The following is a 17,235-nucleotide window of genomic DNA, read 5'->3' on the forward strand; positions in this document are numbered from 1 at the left end:
TTCACAAGTTCCTCGGTCATTCGCTTTTATTAACCTTATTTTTAAAGCGCTTGCAAAAATATTTAAAGGAGGAAAGTCCAGTGTCACCATTTTTAGGAGAACTTGTAGGAACGATGATTTTAATTATTTTAGGTGGAGGTGTATGTGCGGGAGTTTCATTAAAAAAATCATTCGCCGCCAATTCGGGTTGGATTGTTATATCGTTTGGATGGGGGTTAGCCGTTGCAGTAGGAGCTTATTCGGTTGGAAAAGTAAGCGGTGCCCATCTGAATCCTGCTTTAACATTGGCGTTGGCTTTTAATGGTGATTTTCCGTGGACAAGCGTGCCGTCCTATATTTTAGCGCAAATGATCGGAGCTTTTCTTGGCGCTGTTATCGTATACTTGCATTACTTGCCGCACTGGAAAGAAACAGAAGACCCTGCTGCAAAACTTGGCGTATTTTCAACAGGTCCCGCTATCCCTAATCCTTTCGCAAATCTGCTCAGTGAAATCATTGGAACATTCGTATTGGTTTTAGGAATACTGGCAATTGGCGCAAATAAGTTTACGGAAGGACTGAATCCACTTGTTGTCGGGTTTTTAATTGTTAGTATTGGTCTTTCACTCGGTGGGACAACAGGATATGCGATCAATCCTGCCCGTGATTTAGGACCAAGAATCGCCCACTTTTTCCTGCCTATCCATGGAAAAGGCAGTTCAAATTGGGGATATGCATGGATTCCGGTGGTTGGCCCCATACTGGGAGGTTCGTTTGGAGGAGTGTTCTTCAAGGCATTTTTCCAGGGAAAAATGACAACAAATTTCTGGTATATTACAGTGGTTATGGTTGCGGTATTATTGATCGCGTATGTAATGGGGAAAAAGCGGCAAGGCAGCATTCATAATGAAAAGTTAGTTGCATAAGTTAAGATAAATAAAAGCATGGTGGAGGAGTTTCACATGGAAAAGTACATCTTATCTCTCGATCAAGGGACCACAAGTTCACGCGCGATTTTATTTAATAAAAAAGGGGAAATTGTCTATACGGCTCAACAAGAGTTTACTCAGCATTTCCCGAAGCCGGGTTGGGTTGAGCACAATGCGAATGAAATTTGGAGCTCCATCCTGGCTGTTATTGCAGCGTGTTTATCGGAGTCGGGAGCAAAACCGGAACAGATTGCGGGAATAGGGATCACCAACCAGCGGGAAACAACAGTCGTATGGGAAAAAGAGACGGGGAAACCGGTGTATAATGCGATTGTCTGGCAGTCCCGCCAGACGAATGAGATTTGTGAAGACTTAAAAGCCAGAGGTTTAAACGACCTTTTCCGGAATAAAACCGGGTTGTTAATTGACGCGTACTTTGCCGGAACAAAGGTAAAATGGATTTTGGACCATGTAGAAGGTGCGAGGGAGAAGGCGGAAAAAGGGGAGCTTCTTTTCGGTACCATTGATACGTGGTTGATTTGGAAATTATCCGGTGGTCGTGCTCATGTGACCGATTATTCTAATGCATCTCGAACGTTGCTATATAATATTCACGAATTAAAATGGGATGATGAGCTGCTTGAAATACTATCGATTCCCAAGTCCATGCTGCCGGAGGTTCGTCCATCGTCAGAAGTATACAGCCATACGATTGATTATCATTTCTTTGGCAAGGAAGTACCGATTGCAGGCGCTGCAGGCGACCAGCAGGCAGCTTTATTTGGACAAGCATGCTTTGATAAAGGCATGGCAAAAAACACATACGGTACAGGCTGCTTTATGTTGATGAATACAGGAGATAAAGCGGTCACTTCTACTCATGGATTGCTGACAACCATTGCATGGGGGCTTAATGGAAAAGTGGAGTATGCGCTCGAAGGGAGCATATTTGTCGCCGGTTCCGCGATTCAGTGGTTGCGTGATGGATTGCGTATGTTTAAAGACGCAAAGGATAGCGAACAATATGCTGTTCGCGTCCAATCCACGGATGGTGTTTATGTCGTCCCTGCTTTTGTTGGATTAGGAACTCCTTATTGGGACAGCGAAGTAAGAGGGGCTGTCTTCGGTTTAACGCGCGGTACGACAAAAGAACATTTTGTCCGTGCGACACTGGAATCACTGGCATACCAAACAAAAGATGTATTAGCTGCAATGGAAGCAGATTCGGGAATATCGCTGAAAACCCTGCGGGTTGACGGAGGAGCTGTCAAAAATAATTTCCTGATGGAGTTCCAAAGTGATATTTTAGATGTGCCTGTGGAACGTCCGGTCATTAATGAAACAACGGCTTTAGGGGCAGCTTATTTAGCCGGACTGGCGGTTGGCTATTGGGAAAGCCCGGCTGAAATATCAAAGCAGTGGAATGTAGATCGTTGCTTTGAGCCGACAATGTCTAAAGAAAGAAGAACGCAATTGTACGGTGGTTGGAAAAAAGCGATACAGGCAACAATGGCATTTAAGTAAAAGAAGGTTTGTGGTATACTGAAATTAAGTTAATAAATCGGTAGGAGCTTCGGAGAGACCGCACTGCATTATAGCTGGAAAGATGGCTATATTGTTTGTCGCGGTCTCTCTTTTTTATCCGTTAAAGAAAGTATATGTTGCTTTACAGTGTTAAAGCGACATATACTTTCCTCCATGGGTCACCTGAGAAAAACTCGCGGGAGTGTGCCGAACGTTGCTTTTTCGATGTGGAGCGTGTGGCCGGAAGGTCGCTCAGACCGACAATTGTCTCCATCATTGAGGTACCCGGATGTTTTGTCGGTCCGACCTTCCGGTCACTAAGCGGCCGTTTCGCTTCCCTGCAGAAAAAGGACGAGCGGCAACGCCCGCGAGTTTTTCTTATCATTAGGAGAGTATAACTTCGAGGAGGGCGATTCTATATGAAAACATCATTTTCAAGCAGGGAAAGAATGAGCATAGCTGACGGGTTGAACGAACAAACATTTGATTTACTCGTAATAGGCGGAGGGATTACCGGATCAGGTATTGCGTTAGACGCGGCCACGCGCGGAATGAAAACCGCTCTGGTTGAAATGCAGGATTTTGCGGCCGGAACGTCCAGCCGTTCCACAAAGCTTGTCCACGGCGGATTGCGCTATTTAAAACAATTTGAAGTCAAAATGGTGGCGGAAGTGGGAAAAGAGCGGGCGATCGTTTATGAAAACGGCCCTCATGTCACAACGCCTGAATGGATGCTGCTGCCCATTCACAAGGGTGGGACGTTCGGCAAGTTCAGCACGTCAATCGGTTTAAAAGTGTATGATTTTCTCGCAGATGTGAAGAAAAGTGAACATCGTAAAATGTTAAATCCGCAGGAGACGGTAGAAAAAGAGCCGCTGCTTAAAAAAGAAGGACTGAAAGGTGGCGGATACTATGTGGAATACCGTACGGATGATGCCCGGTTAACGGTAGAAGTCGTCAAGGAAGCCGTTAAGCAAGGAGCTACGGCCATTAACTATACGAAGGTGGAAGAATTCATATATCGCGATGGAAAAGTGGCAGGCGTCCGTGTTGTCGATCAAATTAGCCATAAAATGTACGAAATTTATGCGAAGAAAATTGTAAATGCCGCCGGACCATGGGTGGATTCATTGCGGGAAAAGGACGGTTCCCGAAGGGGCAAAACCCTTCAATTAACAAAAGGGGTCCATCTTGTCATTGACCAAAAGCGGTTCCCGTTAAGGCAGGCGGTTTACTTTGACACGCCAGACGGAAGGATGGTGTTTGCAATTCCCCGCGATGGCAAAACATATGTTGGGACAACGGACACTTTTTATGATGAAGATATTGCCCAGCCGAAAATGACGGTAGCTGACAGAAAATACGTGATCGATGCGATCAACTATATGTTTCCGGATGTCCGTATTACCGATCGCGATATTGAATCAAGCTGGGCGGGGGTTCGGCCGCTCATTCTGGAAGAGGGAAAAGATCCTTCAGAAATCTCCCGGAAAGATGAAATTTGGCAATCAAATTCCGGACTGATAACGATTGCAGGCGGGAAGCTGACAGGGTACCGGAAAATGGCTGAAACGGTTGTCAATCTTGTTGCGAATTTATTAAAAAATGAAGGACACAGCTCATTTCCTGCATGCAGGACGAAGAACTTCCCCATCTCCGGTGGAAATGTAGGCGGCTCAGCTAATTTCCCGGCCTTTATTAAGAAGAAAACAGCAGAGGGGATGCATCTCGGGTTTACAGCAGTGCAAGCGGAAAGATTAGTGCGCCTATATGGTTCCAATGTCGGCCGGTTATATGAAATGGCGGCGCTCTATGAAACAGAAGCCGAAGCGGGCGAATTACCGCTCGACCTTTTCGTTTCTGTCCACTATGCGATAGAGGAAGAAATGGCGTATAAACCGGTGGACTTTTTTATTCGTCGGACCGGTGCCGTATTCTTTCATATTGACTGGGTATACAAATGGAAGGAATCGGTTATCAACTATATGGCAAAACGGCTGCAGTGGAGCCGGGAAGAAAAGACAAAGTACAGCAATGAGCTTGAAATGTGTTTGCATGATGCGACCGTACCTGTAGATGACAAGAATCATAATAAAAAGTTTGCCATATAAAGCAGGTACTAATAGTATAAGAAGAAAAAGTATGTCCACCAGAAAAACTGGTGGATTTTGCTTTTAATTACTGTATACGGCTGTTTACTCTCTTAACGATTAAGGTTTTGATTTGGTGTTGTAATAACCTCTAGTTTTGTCTGAGGAATATAAATAGAAAAGCAGGTACAACAGCGTTGACATTTTCAATAAGCGGTGATTTTCCAAACTGTAAATAAGGATGAGATAATTGGACATTTTTCTGCCGCTCCAGCGTACGGGTAATGCCGCCCATTGCAATGTCATAACTTACTAATTTTATCCTTACGACAAATACTTTGTGGAGATCAATGAAAACTACCCGAACCTGTGCCGGCTTCTTGTCCATAAAATTTCTCATGGATAAAACCAGAACGGTGAACAAATGAACTTTTACACTACCATAATATCGGCTTCTATTCCTGTTTGCTGGTTGAAAGACAGGGAAACTCTCAGATTTTCCGGTATAAAATTATGATAGTCCGCCAGATAAACGGCAATTGCATCAATTAAATCCTGTTCAGTCAACCGGATATTTTGATACCCTTTACGGGCATCTGCCGCGAATCCGGAGCCGGGATTGAATTGAAGGTCGACATCTACCTCTTCAGGTATCCCAAAATGCCTCTTCGCTACAAATACACAGCAAGCATCCACTACATCCTGTTCAATAAAATGAATCTTCATATTACGTTCCCTCCGAAATTTTTCGTATAATAAGTTTTTAACTGAGAGCGTGGTACGGCGTAAAGTGGTGAGGTTTGATTGAGCAATGATTTGATTTTCTTTATCGTCGCTCTTACTTACTCCCCTGCGAGATGAAATATCACTTTGAACCTGTATCATAAAATGAACTGGGCCAGCCATACAGTGTATACGATAACGACTAATATGCCTGCTGCAAAAAATTATAGCACATTATTTATATTGATATACAGCAAACGATAAGAGAAGGTTGGGAATCATAACCCACTTAAAAGCATAAAGACGCCATAAAACTGAAATAATATAACAAGTAAAAACGTCATTCATTCATGTGGTATACGGCTTTAAAAGTTAACAGAGCGAGGAGAGTCACAGATGATTAGCCCCTACTTTTGCCCATCATGCAGAAACCGAACCAGGTTCACGGTGATTGAACAAGTCCCCCACTATATCAAAATTGACCCGGGCAGCGGTGAGATTATGGAGAAATATGCGGAGGACCTCGAACTGTTTCAGGTACGGTATACGGGCAGTCCGCAACGTATCCAGTGCGGGGCCTGCGGAATGATTGATGATGACAAAATCTTTATGAAAATGGCGCAAAATTTTAATCAAAAAGGCTCTATGTAGGTAACGAATCAAGGATTATGGCTCCCGCACAGCTTTTAACAAAGTGATGGGAGCTTTTTTTATTTCATCCAATAATTTTTATCACTTCTTGTAAAAGATTGTTAAACAAAGCGAAGGGAGATTCAAGAAAGATTAATAAAATATCAACAAAATCCTCTGTTGCATGATTGGCTTGATTATTTATTTATTCGCTATGCAATTTAGAAAACGCGTTTTGCAAAACCTGGTTGAGCTGTTAACGAATCAATCTTTGCGTGAAATACGTTCTTATTGCAGGACTTATTTTTATCATATATGCATCACAATGTATGAAATTCTTATTGACTCACCGACTTTGGAACGGACAAAAAAAGAAAATATGCGTGTTTAACAGTGGCTACGGCAGGAAGTAAGGAACTTCGACCGCTCTATCTTATGTTTGAACGAATGGGGTGTGCAGGATTAGATTATGACACTGTGCCTCCTATCCAATTACTCCGGACATCACGGCGGCATTTGGGCGCTAACGGTGTGATTGTACTTCTTGGTGATTTTTGGCGCCCATCATTTCCGATGGCAAGGTTTTTTGATCGAAACACCCGTAGTCCTGCAGGAACAGCGATATTAGCAATAGAACAACAGGTGCCTGTTGTACCTTTTTATGGATATCGAACTCGGGGGTTTGAACATCGTATAAAATTTGAAAGGCCTATGTTTTTGTATGAGAATTTTGATTCCAATGAACGAACGGAAGCCACGAATGCATTAAATGCCGTTTTAGAAAAAATAGTCGTCGAAAAACCAGCGCAGTGGTTTTATTGGTTTAATGCGGATGAAAGGTGGGAGGCAAACACAGTTCAGAAGAATGGCTTTGATAGTCAATGAGGAAAACGAATGGAGGAGACGATAAAAGGATTCACCTCGACATGCTAGCCATTTTTGAACCCTTTTTGTTTTTGCTCCATGCAGGAGGATTGATTTTTTGGTTTGGGCTCCATTATCAGCCCGATACCGGGGAAATTGTGTATGGCAGGGTGAATCTGGAGGATGTCTATTCAAAACAAAAAAAGGATGCCGTTATCCAGGCCACGCTTGCAACCGACACGGTATGTGTGTTTTTGGAATTTGCACAAACAGTAAGAAAAGGATATCCCTGAAATACAGTCATAGGGCATATTCATTTTCAAGGATATCCTTTATGTCGTTTATTCTTTTCCGGGTATATTCATATCCGGATTCTACACAAGCTATCGTTTTGGAAAAGTCGAGCATCCAATGGAGCGGACTTCAGGCTGCAAAACAATGTCGGCTTTACTTACTAATTGTTTTGCTTGAATGGCGAGATTTACGCTTACAACGCGTAATAAGATGTTTTTTTGCTCTCTGGAAGGGAGTGCAGGCAATGTTTGCAGTTTTTTTCGGTTTACTTCAAGTTCTCCGGATTCAATCCTTCCAGTTCAGGAACAACAAACTTTCCATCTTTGCGGATGAGTCGGTCGTCAAACCAGATTTCTCCGCCGCCGTATTCCGGACGTTGGATTAACACCATATCCCAGTGAATGGCCGACTGGTTGCCATTAAAGGCATTATCGTAGCACTGGCCAGGTGTAAAGTGAATCGAACCATCAATTTTTTCATCAAACAGGATGTCTTTCATCGGCTCACGTATATACGGATTGACGCCGATTGCGAATTCCCCGATGTAACGGGCTCCTTCATCGGTGTCGAAAACTTTGTTAATGCGTTCCGTGTTATTCGCCACTGCGTCCACAATTTTTCCATTTTCAAAAGTGAGTTTCACTTTCTCGAACACAAAGCCGTTGTAAGGGGAAGGGGTGTTATACGATATGACACCATTTACTGAATCCTTAACAGGGGCGGTATACACTTCCCCATCCGGAATATTTAAATCTCCGGCACATTTGATGGCAGGGATATCTTTAATGGAGAATTGCAAATCTGTTCCTGGAGCAACGAGGCGGACTTTATCCGTTTTGTTCATTAAATCAACAAGCGGACTCATAGCTTTATTCATTTTTTCATAGTCCATTGTACAAACGTTAAAATAGAAATCTTCAAACGCTTCCGTGCTCATGTTGGCCAGCTGGGCCATGGACGGATTAGGGTAGCGCAGTACAACCCACTTCGTTTTTTTAATCCTCACTTTTGTATGTACTTCGGCTCCGTAAATTTGCTGGTATAATTTTGATTTCTCATCGGGCACATCGGAGAGCTCGTTGATATTTGCCCCGCCGCGTATTCCAATATAAGCGTTCATCATGCTCATTTGTTTTGTATCGTATTCGGCCCACGTCCGGATTTGCTCGTCGGTAGCATTGAGAAGCAGTTGTCGGATAATCTGGTGGTCTCTAATGTTTACATAAGGATTCCCGCCTGCTTTATGAACTTCGCGTATAATTGCCTTAACAAGTGCGTTATCAATACCAAAAGCTTCAATCAGGACATTTTCACCAGATTGTGTTTTTGTGGAATAGTTAACTAATAAAGCGGCTAAACGTTCCAAACGCGGATCTACCATAATTGATTCCTACCTTCTGTGGAGTTTTGTTAGAGCTGTATTTAGCTAGGTAAACTGACATACCACAGGTTTACCATATTTAAATAACCGTATTCAAGTAATCATTCCATTATAACGGCCAATCCAATGGAGAACAACAGTAAGAATAAAGGCCTAGATGAAACTTCTTACCTTGGATTTCGTATAGATATACAGTACCGCGTTATCAATTTCCGGCTTGAGAAAGAAGGTGCTTCATGGAACAACCGGATGTTAAATCGTATACATTCCCTCAGCGGGTAGGGCGAAAAATAAAGCATGAATATTATAAGCTAATTAGAAATAAAGGGGCCTTATCTATTGTAGCCCGCAGTTTTGCGATTGGATTATTCATTGAATTTGTAACTCTGCCTACATTTGGGATAGCTTTCCTGGCGCTGTTCCCTTTAATTCGATTATTCGGAGGGATCACGAGTATAGCCCTGATCGGTTTTTTGTTAGGAAAAGTTATTCTGCCTGTATTCTTTTACCTTAATTTTAATGTAGGAAGGTTTCTCATTGGAAGAGATGTCGGGAATACAGTGAGCCATGAGCTCCATCATACGTTCTCCCTTGCTTTTTTTAAGGAAAAGGGGCTAGCATTATTAATGGGAAGCTTTGTAGACGGGTTAATTATGGCCGGCATCAGTTATTTTGTCGTCTATTTCTTCCTTCTTGTATATCGTAAAAGAAAAGAAAGGCAAACCAAAAGAAAAACATCCCGTTAATATAAAAAAGTACAAAAAACATAAACAAAAATCCGCTTGCTGTGTCTATCGGATTTTTTGCGTAGGGTCCATTTCAATAGCTCACCATCATACGTTTCTTAGTTGACAGAAAAATCGAATATAACTATAATTATAACGAACGTAGTCATTTACATTATAAAAATCACCAACGATTGAGCAGAGGAAATTCCTATATTATAAAGAGAGTAGGAGATCATATGAGCCTCAATCATTTTATGGATGTATCCCCCGCAGACGAACGTTGGGGACATGGAATGGCACCCGGAGTAGAAGGTGTACAACTGCATTATGTGCGGCAGGGAATGGGTCCGTCGGTTATTCTGCTGCATGGCTGGCCTGGCTTTTGGTATGATTGGCGGCATGTTATACCGAAATTGGCCTTACAGGCGGACGTCATCGCCCCGGATTTTCGTGGATATGGGGATTCAGAAAAACCGGATCTTCCTCCGGCGCAAGGATATACTCCGCAGGTTTTCGCAAAGGATATTATCGCTCTACTGGAACATTTGAATCTCGATAAGGTTATTGTGGCTGCACACGATATAGGAGCGACGGTGGCCCAGGCTCTTGTCCGAATCGTTCCCGAAAGAATTCACTCTTTAATTTTATTGAACCCGCCGTATCCGGGAATCGGCACGAGAAGGTTCGATCCTTCCGTTCAGGGACAGTTCTGGTACCAGCATTTACATAATCAACCCTGGGCCGAGCAGCTTATCGGGTATGACCGCAATACAGTAAAGCTGTACATAAGCCACTTTTATCAACACTGGGCCGGCCGCAAAGAGTCGGTTCGTCCGAAAGAATTAGAGGCCATCATTGATGTGTATTCCCGCCCTGGTGCTGTGAAGAGCAGTATTGCTTACTACAGGGCACGCGCCGGAGCCCGTGCGCAAGAAGCGGCTGCAGACCCCACATCCATTCAAGTCCACCATCCCACTACAGTACTGTGGGGGGAAGACGACCCGGTCATGCTTGCGGCCTGGTCTGATAAACTTGGTGAATATTTTAGCCGCTTATCGTTCCGCATGCTTCCCGGCATCGGGCATTTTGTTCCGTGGGAAGCTCCCAATGCAGTGATTGAAGCCATTCAGGCTCATTTGGAATGAAGCAGAAAAATGAAGCGCGGAATTTCCCGGCCGCGTTTTTAACCGTTAAAGAAAGTATATGTTGCTTTACAGTGTTAAAGCAACATATACTTTCCTCCATGGGTCACCTGAGAAAAACTCGCGGGAGTGTGCCGAACGTTGCTTTTCGATGTGGAGCGTGTGGGCCGGAAGGTCGATCAGACCGACAATTGTCTCCATCATTGAGGTACCCGGATGTTTTGTCGGTCCGACCTTCCGGTCACTAAGCGGCCGTTTCGCTTCCCTGCAGAAAAAGGACGAGCGGCAACGCCCGCGAGTTTTTCTTAGTATGGCGGTCGGGCATCAAGCCGACATTTTATTGACATATTGGAGAGATAGAATAGAAGAGACAGGATATAATTTCCGTGGGTTGGTTAGAAAGGGGAAACACAACATGAAGACATTGTTTTTGGCTGCTATGCTTGCGACAACATCTTTGTCCGGACATACCCATGCAGATGTCATTCAATTCCAACATAAAATGGTAAAATACGCTCAACAGAACCCTTCTCTTGATGAATGGATAAATAAAATGATTAACGATATGAATCGGTTAGAGGCATCTCCGGATAATATTGAGAGTCTTAATCAACAGATGAGCCAGGTTTTTGATGACATAGATCAGGTCCATAAGCTGATGACTTTGCACCGGATTGGGATTAAGCAGCTGCCTGGGCCGGGATCGAATTCGTCACAGAATGTATCGCCTCAAATACAGATTTCCGTCGGCGACAATCAAGTATCAGGCAACACGCTCGCTCTTGCCGGTCAAACGGTGAAAGATATCTCTCTCCCTATCCTAAAAGAAAATTTGGGCTACGTACCGGATAAATCTACGCATGTAGTGCTGTTTTCAACAAAGAATTCATATAGGAAAGCGCTGAAGCGAGCGGGAGTTCCGACTGATCAGATATCAAAAATTGTGAACGAGACGGGTGGACTCACCGTACAGTCTGATATTTGGATCCCTTTATACGCTCTGCAGGACCAATCCGAGTTAGCGAATGTGCTTACCCATGAGTTAACACACGTGGTGCTGAATCAGCAAAACATTGGAGATGAAATTCCGGTTTGGTTGAATGAAGGCATTGCCTGGCATGATGGAATGCTGGCCAAAAGTCAAGTAAGCCCATTAAAGGCGCAGCAGGAATGGGATGCTTTAAATGCCCAGCTACAACAGGCGGTTGATGCAGGTATAGCCGTCCCTCTTACCGCAAGTGAAGATGATATCTTAAACGCCCAGTATAATGTAGAATGGGAAGATTATCTCGCCGTTCGCCAGCTGATTCAAAATGGTGGACAGGAAAAATTCAAGTCGTTTATTCAGCAGGTAGAAAAAGATGGGGTAGAAAAAAGCTTCCTTACGACATTCGGGATTCCGATGAAAGAATATGAAAATAATTTTTACCAATCCATTTAACTATCAATACGACAGAAAAGGAACAACCGGCAAGGTTGTTCCTTTTTCATGATCTAAGAAAGAACATGGCTCACATACCCGCTTCTTCGGGATTATACTAAACGGCTTTCCACTTGTTTACAAATTTCTTCTGCCGTTAGTCCGCGGGCATCAATAACTGATCCGTTGGTTACAACGTTATGATACCCCATAACATTTTTATCGCTGCCTGTAATGACACAGCAGTCGCAATTCTTCGCGTCATTTTCCTGTTTGAGAGTGACCACTTGATACCCCCTACTTTCAAGCGCTTGTCTAACGTCTGTTAGAGATTGTTCTACACCGATTCTCGCCATGCTGTCCACCTCCTTGTTCATAATGTTCCCAACGAAATTCCGCTTATTCCCATACTCTATAAGAAAAAGGATTATTTATAGGCTTTTATACATAATGTATAAAAATAACGAAATTATTTATATTTTATAGACGATTGTGAGTATTGTGTACAAACACTATGATGTAAATAACAATGGAACCCAATTTATTCGGAGGTGTCATATGATTCGGGTACGCAGCTTAAGGAAATCATTTGGTTCCTTTGAAGTCCTTAAAGGAATCGACCTGACTGTGAATGAGAAAGAAGTTGTTGTTTTATTGGGAGCCAGCGGTTCCGGAAAAAGCACGTTATTAAGATGCCTGAATTTCCTCGAGATTTACGATCAGGGGGAAATTGTAATCAATAAAGAAGTAATCAAGCCCAATGAAACGGATTTGAATAAATTCCGTACCGAGGTTGGGATGGTATTTCAACATTTTAATTTATTTCCGCACAGAACTGTGCTGGAAAATATCATGGAGGCACCGATTTATGTAAGAAAGATGAAAAAGGACCACGCGAAAATGAACGCCTATGATTTGTTAGAGAAAGTCGGTCTGAAAGATAAGGCGCATATATATCCTGAAATGCTCTCAGGCGGACAAAAACAACGTGTGGCTATTGCCAGGGCACTTGCTATGAATCCTAAAATTATGCTGTTCGACGAACCTACTTCAGCGTTGGATCCGGAATTAGTCGGGGAAGTTCTTCAGGTAATGAAGCAGTTAGCTAAGGAAGGAATGACAATGGTCGTTGTCACACATGAAATGGGTTTTGCAAGAGAAGTGGCTGACCGCGTTGTTTTTATGGACGATGGACAAATTTTGGAGGAAACTACACCTGTTAAATTTTTTGAAAATCCTGAAAGTGATAGAGCGAAACAGTTTTTAAGAAGCATTATGTAACATTTAACAAATAAAGGGGGCAAAAAAATGAAAAAAACATGGATGGTATTTCTTGTTTCTACGGTGTTGGCTGGTTCACTGTTCGTAACCGCATGCGGCGGGAAGCAGGAAGCTGCAAAACCGGCACAAAATCAAGGCACTGAACAACAAGCGTTTCATTTTGGATTGAGCGGTTTATATAAACCGTTTAATTTCAAAGAAAATGGGAAACTTGCAGGATTTGATGTGGAGATAGGGGAAGCCCTGGCGCAAAAGATGGGGATGAAACCAGACCCGGTAACCAATCCTTGGGAAACCATAGTTCAAGGGCTGTTGGCCAAAAAGTACGACGCCATTCTCGGGAGTATGACGGTCACGGATGAACGTAAAAAGGTAGTTAATTTTACGAATCCTTATTATCGCTCAGGCTCGCAAATTTTTGTGGCTGAGAATAATGACACAATTAAATCTGCTGCCGATTTAAAAGGGAAAAAAATCGGTGTCGTAAAAGCGAGTCCTTATAAAACTCTCGCTCTTACGTATACCGATAAGGATAAAGTTATTGAATACGATAGCGATTTAACAGCTATTATGGATTTGCCAACGGGTCGGCTCGATGCTGTTATCACGGACCAGATGGTTGGATTTCGCGTAATAAAGGAAGGGTCGGCTAAAATTAAGGACGTTGGCAAACCTCTCAGCCATGATGATCAGGCCATTGCCGTAAGAAAGGAAGATAAGGAGCTCCTCGATAAATTAAATAAGGCACTGGATGAAATCATTAAGGATGGAACCTACGATAAGATTAGCAACAAATGGTTTGGTCGTAATATTCTAGGAGATGAAAAATAAGAAAAACACGAGGGTGCCTTCATGGCACCCCTGTTTTTCAGCAACCTAAACCATTCGGGAGTGATTATGGCATGATTGATATTTTTCTATCGACATACAAGGTATTTCTGCCCGCAACAGTTCTCACACTACAGTTAACTATAACCTCTCTTGTTCTCGGAATCGTGATTGGACTGATTTTTTCTTTTTTTCGCCTTTCTAACAATAAGATGTTAAATTATTTATCTACTTTATATCTTGCAGTCGTTCGGGGAACGCCGCTTATCGTCCAAATTGCAATTCTTTATTTTGGGATTTCCAGCGTTGTAACTTTGTCACAGTTCTGGGCGGGTGCCCTCGCATTAGCGATTCACAGCGGAGCCTATATTGCGGAGATTTTTCGCGGTTCCATTCAGTCGGTCGACCGGGGGCAGGTGGAAGCGGCCCGGTCTTTAGGAATGTCTTACCCTCTGACTATGAGAAGGGTGGTTCTTCCGCAAGCTTTTAAGCTGGCTATCCCTCCTTTGGGCAATCAATTTATTATCGGTCTTAAGGATTCCTCTCTCGTTGCTTATGTTGGTATGCAGGATTTATGGGGTTCAGGCTTGAGTGAAGCGGCCTCCAACTTTCAGCAGCTGACCACGTATATTGTAGTCGGGTTGTATTATTTTGCTCTTGTCTTAGCTTTTTCCTATTTTGTTACGAAACTTGAAGCCAGGTTTGATATAAGGAAAAAACAAAGAAATAATCAGGCGAAAAATTCGAGCGGCAATGTTACAGTGGTAGATATAAACTAGCCATTATTTTTGTGTTGGAGAAAGGGTGCTGTGTGTTGAATACGGACAAACCAAAGTGGCAGACAAAAGCTCAATTGACGGATCTTCTCTCAACGCTGGTAGGGTTCCCTAGTATAACCGGTTCCAAGGATGAAATTGCAATTGCTGAATTTATCGCCCGTGAGTTAGGGGAGACGGTTTATTTTAAAGAACACCCTGAACATTTGCGACTCCACACGATAAGTGACGGACGCAAAATCGTGACCGGCCTTGTTAAGAAAACGAATGAGACCAAAAACACGGTGATTCTTATTTCTCATTTTGATGTGGTAGAAGTTGAAGATTACGGCAGATGGAAAAGCATCGCTTTTCACGTTCGTGAATTGACCCGGGAATTTTATGCGAATAAGATTTCTATGCCTGTGGATGTACAAGAGGATTTGACGAATGGAGACTGGGTGTTCGGCAGAGGTACGATGGATATGAAATGTGGGCTGACGCTGCATATGTCTATGATAGAAAAAGCCTTCAGCGGGACGTTTGATGGCAATCTACTTCTCTTGGCTGTTTGCGACGAAGAAGTCAATTCAATGGGGATGAGGGACGCTGCTCCTCTGCTCGTGCAAATCGCTAAACAGCACCAACTGGAATATAAAGCATGCTTAAATTCTGAACCGATATTTTCCTGTTATCCCGGGGATCGTGGAAAGTATATTTACACCGGTTCTATCGGAAAGATTTTACCCGGATTTCTCTGCTACGGAAAAGAGACGCATGTCGGTGAACCGTTCATGGGACTCAATGCGAGCTACATGGCATCACAGATTACGTGTGAATTGGAGTTAAATACAGAACTATGTGAAGTGGTGGGAGGAGAAGTAACACCACCGCCGACGAACCTTTTTCAAAAGGACTTAAAAAAGGAATACTCCGTACAAATTCCCCACCGCGCCGTTTCCTTATTTAATTTATTCTTGTTCGAAAAATCCATGGGTGAAGTTCTCGAACAACTCCGCTTCCATGTGAAAAAGGCGGCTGGACGCATCGAAGAAGGCTATCACAAACAAGCCGAAAAGTTCTCTACACTTGCACATTCAACTATTGGCAAGATGAATATTAGGGTGTTAACCTATAAAGAATTAATGGATTATGCATTGGAAAGATATGGCCAAGAGGAAATCAGCCGTATCGAAACCAATGTGCTGAAAAATAAAGGAGATGACCGGGAAGCAACCATTCAATTGGTAGATGAACTGGCAATCCAATGTAAAGAACTGGCACCAATGATCGTTCTCTTTTTTGCACCACCGTACTATCCGGCGGTCAGTTCCCGGAACCATTCCCGAATTAGAAAAGCGGCGGATGAATTGATTGCATATGCCGGGAAAGAGCACGGTATTGCGATCCGGGAAAAACATTATTTTCCGGGAATCTCGGATTTAAGTTATGCAGGGTTAGAAAAACCCGCTTCTTCCTTACAGCCGTTGCTTTCTAATCTCCCGCTCTGGGGAAAGAATTATACGCTTCCTTTAGACAGTCTGGAAGAGCTCAACGTTCCGGTTATAAATTTGGGACCGGTAGGAAGGGATGCTCATAAATGGACGGAACGATTGGATGTTGACTACGCCTTTGAGCCTTTAGTGGACATGGTAGAGGTTTTAATAAATCAATTATTACAATAGCTAATAGCAGGAAGGCAAGGAGGTATAACCGCCCTTGCTTTCCTGCTATTTCTGTCTTGCTTCTATGTGAGTGATAGGGGATTTACGATTCTAGCCATGTTTTCTAAATACTTTTACATGGCTGGGATCCTGTCTCCCGTCAACATACTCTTGACATAATCGAAAGGTATAGTAAGGGTAAGGATACCTTAACATCGTGTCTTCGAAAATCGGGTCATTTTTTTATTTTTATAACAAGGAGAGAGAAAAATGACGAAGATTGAGAAAGTAATTGTAAGTATAATTTCAGGAGGCTATATTGGTTTTCTTTGCGGAAACGGGCGGATCTGGGCAGGCATCGTTTACTTTGCCTTGACTTGGCTGCTGTTTATTTTCTCCGAAGACAAAAATCGGGTCAATAAAAGTATGAGCAATCATGAATAAAGTTAATGATGGGAGCTTAGCAGGTAAAGATGTGAGTACGGAGTTTCAGATTATATTTTCCTGTTGTGTTTGTTGTTGAATCGTGATAAATTATTTCTTGTCGCTTCTGCAGCGCAAACTTATCAAATACGCTTTTCATTAAATAGAGCTGAAAAAAGACTGGTAATAAACTATCAATCAATTGGTAACAACGTGACGATAGACAAATATTGATGAAAAAATTACCGGTTGCGTTTTTGCTGGACATTTGATAAGATATACAAGTCGCCGCTGAGAGCGGATGGCGGGAATGAAGTTCCTTGAAAACTGAACAGTGAAATGCCAAATGTGCGATATAACCCGGATACAATTCTGGATTTTAAGTAAGACCAGCTTTTTAAATGAGTATTAAGGAACGTCGACTAAGAACGCAACATCGTGTTGCAACGTCGACGTTAGCCCATCCGTGGGCGTCAAACTTTTTTGGAGAGTTTGATCCTGGCTCAGGACGAACGCTGGCGGCGTGCCTAATACATGCAAGTCGAGCGGACTTTTAAAAGCTTGCTTTTAAAAGTTAGCG

20 protein-coding genes and 1 rRNA gene are annotated in these 17,235 nt (G+C 42.9%); 15 read left to right on the forward strand and 6 right to left on the reverse strand.

Translation table 11 applies throughout. The annotated features are described in order from the left end of the window. Positions 1-80: 80 nt before the first annotated feature. Together H525_RS0109150 and glpK are read left to right on the forward strand one after the other, a co-directional pair. Positions 81-905 (forward strand): MIP/aquaporin family protein, encoded by an 825-nt coding sequence (locus H525_RS0109150; protein ID WP_027415957.1) that lies wholly within the window; start codon positions 81-83, stop codon positions 903-905. 36 nt (positions 906-941) lie between these two features. Then, the gene (glpK, locus tag H525_RS0109155; RefSeq protein ID WP_027415958.1) at positions 942-2,432 is read left to right on the forward strand and encodes a glycerol kinase GlpK; all 1,491 of its coding nucleotides are present in this window, start codon (positions 942-944) and stop codon (positions 2,430-2,432) included. A gap of 142 nt (positions 2,433-2,574) precedes the next feature. Here glpK and H525_RS27205 read toward each other — a convergent pair whose 3' ends face one another. Then, complete coding sequence (locus H525_RS27205) at positions 2,575-2,817, reverse strand: hypothetical protein (protein ID WP_155837208.1); 243 nt, start codon at positions 2,815-2,817, stop codon at positions 2,575-2,577. Positions 2,818-2,851: 34 nt separating this feature from the next. Here H525_RS27205 and H525_RS0109160 point away from each other — a divergent pair, with 34 nt between their 5' ends. Then, positions 2,852-4,543, forward strand: a complete 1,692-nt coding sequence (locus H525_RS0109160) for a glycerol-3-phosphate dehydrogenase/oxidase (RefSeq protein ID WP_027415959.1) — start codon at positions 2,852-2,854, stop codon at positions 4,541-4,543. A 130-nt stretch (positions 4,544-4,673) separates the two neighbouring features. Here the strand turns inward: H525_RS0109160 and H525_RS0109165 are convergent, their stop codons facing one another. Together H525_RS0109165 and H525_RS27780 are read right to left on the reverse strand one after the other, a co-directional pair. Continuing rightward, positions 4,674-4,910, reverse strand: coding sequence for a transporter substrate-binding domain-containing protein (locus H525_RS0109165; protein WP_027415960.1), 237 nt, complete (start codon positions 4,908-4,910; stop codon positions 4,674-4,676). Between the two features lie 44 nt (positions 4,911-4,954). Then, complete coding sequence (locus tag H525_RS27780) at positions 4,955-5,248, reverse strand: DUF2653 family protein (protein ID WP_027415961.1); 294 nt, start codon at positions 5,246-5,248, stop codon at positions 4,955-4,957. A 444-nt stretch (positions 5,249-5,692) separates the two neighbouring features. Between H525_RS27780 and H525_RS0109175 the strand changes: the two genes are divergently transcribed. The 3 genes from H525_RS0109175 to H525_RS0109185 all read left to right on the forward strand — a co-directional run bounded on the left by H525_RS0109175 (position 5,693) and on the right by H525_RS0109185 (position 7,032). Beyond that, positions 5,693-5,896 carry a DNA alkylation repair protein gene (locus H525_RS0109175; protein WP_425387670.1) on the forward strand — a complete coding sequence of 68 codons (204 nt, stop codon included), beginning with the start codon at positions 5,693-5,695 and terminating at the stop codon, positions 5,894-5,896. Positions 5,897-6,310: 414 nt separating this feature from the next. Next, complete coding sequence (locus H525_RS25485; RefSeq protein ID WP_051330923.1) at positions 6,311-6,760, forward strand: LpxL/LpxP family acyltransferase; 450 nt, start codon at positions 6,311-6,313, stop codon at positions 6,758-6,760. Continuing rightward, positions 6,757-7,032, forward strand: a complete 276-nt coding sequence (locus H525_RS0109185) for a hypothetical protein (RefSeq protein ID WP_027415963.1) — start codon at positions 6,757-6,759, stop codon at positions 7,030-7,032. Before H525_RS25485 ends, H525_RS0109185 begins: the two co-directional genes overlap by 4 nt. 266 nt (positions 7,033-7,298) lie before the next feature. On the opposite strand, the gene H525_RS0109190 is transcribed toward H525_RS0109185, so the two are convergent. Beyond that, the gene (locus H525_RS0109190; RefSeq protein WP_027415964.1) at positions 7,299-8,414 is read right to left on the reverse strand and encodes an aminopeptidase; all 1,116 of its coding nucleotides are present in this window, start codon (positions 8,412-8,414) and stop codon (positions 7,299-7,301) included. Between the two features lie 236 nt (positions 8,415-8,650). Between H525_RS0109190 and H525_RS0109195 the strand changes: the two genes are divergently transcribed. Then, complete coding sequence (locus H525_RS0109195; protein ID WP_027415965.1) at positions 8,651-9,160, forward strand: DUF2062 domain-containing protein; 510 nt, start codon at positions 8,651-8,653, stop codon at positions 9,158-9,160. A gap of 218 nt (positions 9,161-9,378) precedes the next feature. Beyond that, entirely contained in the window at positions 9,379-10,287 is a 909-nt protein-coding gene (locus tag H525_RS23445) for an alpha/beta fold hydrolase (protein WP_051330924.1), read from the forward strand. A 66-nt stretch (positions 10,288-10,353) separates the two neighbouring features. Here the strand turns inward: H525_RS23445 and H525_RS28965 are convergent, their stop codons facing one another. Further along, positions 10,354-10,488 carry a hypothetical protein gene (locus H525_RS28965; protein WP_281172596.1) on the reverse strand — a complete coding sequence of 45 codons (135 nt, stop codon included), beginning with the start codon at positions 10,486-10,488 and terminating at the stop codon, positions 10,354-10,356. Between the two features lie 211 nt (positions 10,489-10,699). Between H525_RS28965 and H525_RS0109205 the strand changes: the two genes are divergently transcribed. Next, entirely contained in the window at positions 10,700-11,725 is a 1,026-nt protein-coding gene (locus H525_RS0109205) for a peptidase MA family metallohydrolase (RefSeq protein ID WP_027415966.1), read from the forward strand. Positions 11,726-11,817: 92 nt separating this feature from the next. Here H525_RS0109205 and H525_RS0109210 read toward each other — a convergent pair whose 3' ends face one another. Further along, the gene (locus tag H525_RS0109210; RefSeq protein ID WP_027415967.1) at positions 11,818-12,060 is read right to left on the reverse strand and encodes a YkuS family protein; all 243 of its coding nucleotides are present in this window, start codon (positions 12,058-12,060) and stop codon (positions 11,818-11,820) included. A gap of 202 nt (positions 12,061-12,262) precedes the next feature. Here H525_RS0109210 and H525_RS0109215 point away from each other — a divergent pair, with 202 nt between their 5' ends. From H525_RS0109215 to H525_RS0109240, 6 genes are all read left to right on the forward strand, one after another. Beyond that, complete coding sequence (locus tag H525_RS0109215; protein WP_027415968.1) at positions 12,263-12,985, forward strand: amino acid ABC transporter ATP-binding protein; 723 nt, start codon at positions 12,263-12,265, stop codon at positions 12,983-12,985. A gap of 27 nt (positions 12,986-13,012) precedes the next feature. Continuing rightward, positions 13,013-13,816, forward strand: a complete 804-nt coding sequence (locus H525_RS0109220) for an ABC transporter substrate-binding protein (RefSeq protein ID WP_027415969.1) — start codon at positions 13,013-13,015, stop codon at positions 13,814-13,816. A gap of 71 nt (positions 13,817-13,887) precedes the next feature. Continuing rightward, positions 13,888-14,592: an amino acid ABC transporter permease gene (locus H525_RS0109225; protein ID WP_027415970.1), complete on the forward strand. Its 705-nt coding sequence runs from the start codon at positions 13,888-13,890 to the stop codon at positions 14,590-14,592. A 35-nt stretch (positions 14,593-14,627) separates the two neighbouring features. Then, the gene (locus H525_RS0109230) at positions 14,628-16,253 is read left to right on the forward strand and encodes a M20/M25/M40 family metallo-hydrolase (protein ID WP_035100505.1); all 1,626 of its coding nucleotides are present in this window, start codon (positions 14,628-14,630) and stop codon (positions 16,251-16,253) included. A gap of 249 nt (positions 16,254-16,502) precedes the next feature. After that, positions 16,503-16,676, forward strand: a complete 174-nt coding sequence (locus H525_RS27215; RefSeq protein ID WP_155837210.1) for a hypothetical protein — start codon at positions 16,503-16,505, stop codon at positions 16,674-16,676. A 459-nt stretch (positions 16,677-17,135) separates the two neighbouring features. Then, a 16S ribosomal RNA gene (locus H525_RS0109240) occupies positions 17,136-17,235 on the forward strand; the annotation flags it as partial.

Source organism: Aneurinibacillus terranovensis DSM 18919 (genome assembly GCF_000430625.1).
Classification (GTDB): Bacteria; Bacillota; Bacilli; order Aneurinibacillales; family Aneurinibacillaceae; genus Aneurinibacillus_B; species Aneurinibacillus_B terranovensis.

What these genes read in the sequence shown, in the direction of transcription:
- glpK (WP_027415958.1), top strand. Translation starts at nt 942, where the DNA reads ATGGAAAAGTACATCTTATCTCTCGATCAAGGGACCACAAGTTCACGC.
- H525_RS27205 (WP_155837208.1), bottom strand. Translation starts at nt 2,817, where the DNA reads ATGATAAGAAAAACTCGCGGGCGTTGCCGCTCGTCCTTTTTCTGCAGG.
- H525_RS0109160 (WP_027415959.1), top strand. Translation starts at nt 2,852, where the DNA reads ATGAAAACATCATTTTCAAGCAGGGAAAGAATGAGCATAGCTGACGGG.
- H525_RS0109165 (WP_027415960.1), bottom strand. Translation starts at nt 4,910, where the DNA reads ATGGACAAGAAGCCGGCACAGGTTCGGGTAGTTTTCATTGATCTCCAC.
- H525_RS27780 (WP_027415961.1), bottom strand. Translation starts at nt 5,248, where the DNA reads ATGAAGATTCATTTTATTGAACAGGATGTAGTGGATGCTTGCTGTGTA.
- H525_RS25485 (WP_051330923.1), top strand. Translation starts at nt 6,311, where the DNA reads ATGTTTGAACGAATGGGGTGTGCAGGATTAGATTATGACACTGTGCCT.
- H525_RS0109185 (WP_027415963.1), top strand. Translation starts at nt 6,757, where the DNA reads ATGAGGAAAACGAATGGAGGAGACGATAAAAGGATTCACCTCGACATG.
- H525_RS0109190 (WP_027415964.1), bottom strand. Translation starts at nt 8,414, where the DNA reads ATGGTAGATCCGCGTTTGGAACGTTTAGCCGCTTTATTAGTTAACTAT.
- H525_RS0109195 (WP_027415965.1), top strand. Translation starts at nt 8,651, where the DNA reads ATGGAACAACCGGATGTTAAATCGTATACATTCCCTCAGCGGGTAGGG.
- H525_RS23445 (WP_051330924.1), top strand. Translation starts at nt 9,379, where the DNA reads ATGAGCCTCAATCATTTTATGGATGTATCCCCCGCAGACGAACGTTGG.
- H525_RS28965 (WP_281172596.1), bottom strand. Translation starts at nt 10,488, where the DNA reads ATGATGGAGACAATTGTCGGTCTGATCGACCTTCCGGCCCACACGCTC.
- H525_RS0109205 (WP_027415966.1), top strand. Translation starts at nt 10,700, where the DNA reads ATGAAGACATTGTTTTTGGCTGCTATGCTTGCGACAACATCTTTGTCC.
- H525_RS0109210 (WP_027415967.1), bottom strand. Translation starts at nt 12,060, where the DNA reads ATGGCGAGAATCGGTGTAGAACAATCTCTAACAGACGTTAGACAAGCG.
- H525_RS0109215 (WP_027415968.1), top strand. Translation starts at nt 12,263, where the DNA reads ATGATTCGGGTACGCAGCTTAAGGAAATCATTTGGTTCCTTTGAAGTC.
- H525_RS0109220 (WP_027415969.1), top strand. Translation starts at nt 13,013, where the DNA reads ATGAAAAAAACATGGATGGTATTTCTTGTTTCTACGGTGTTGGCTGGT.
- H525_RS0109225 (WP_027415970.1), top strand. Translation starts at nt 13,888, where the DNA reads ATGATTGATATTTTTCTATCGACATACAAGGTATTTCTGCCCGCAACA.
- H525_RS27215 (WP_155837210.1), top strand. Translation starts at nt 16,503, where the DNA reads ATGACGAAGATTGAGAAAGTAATTGTAAGTATAATTTCAGGAGGCTAT.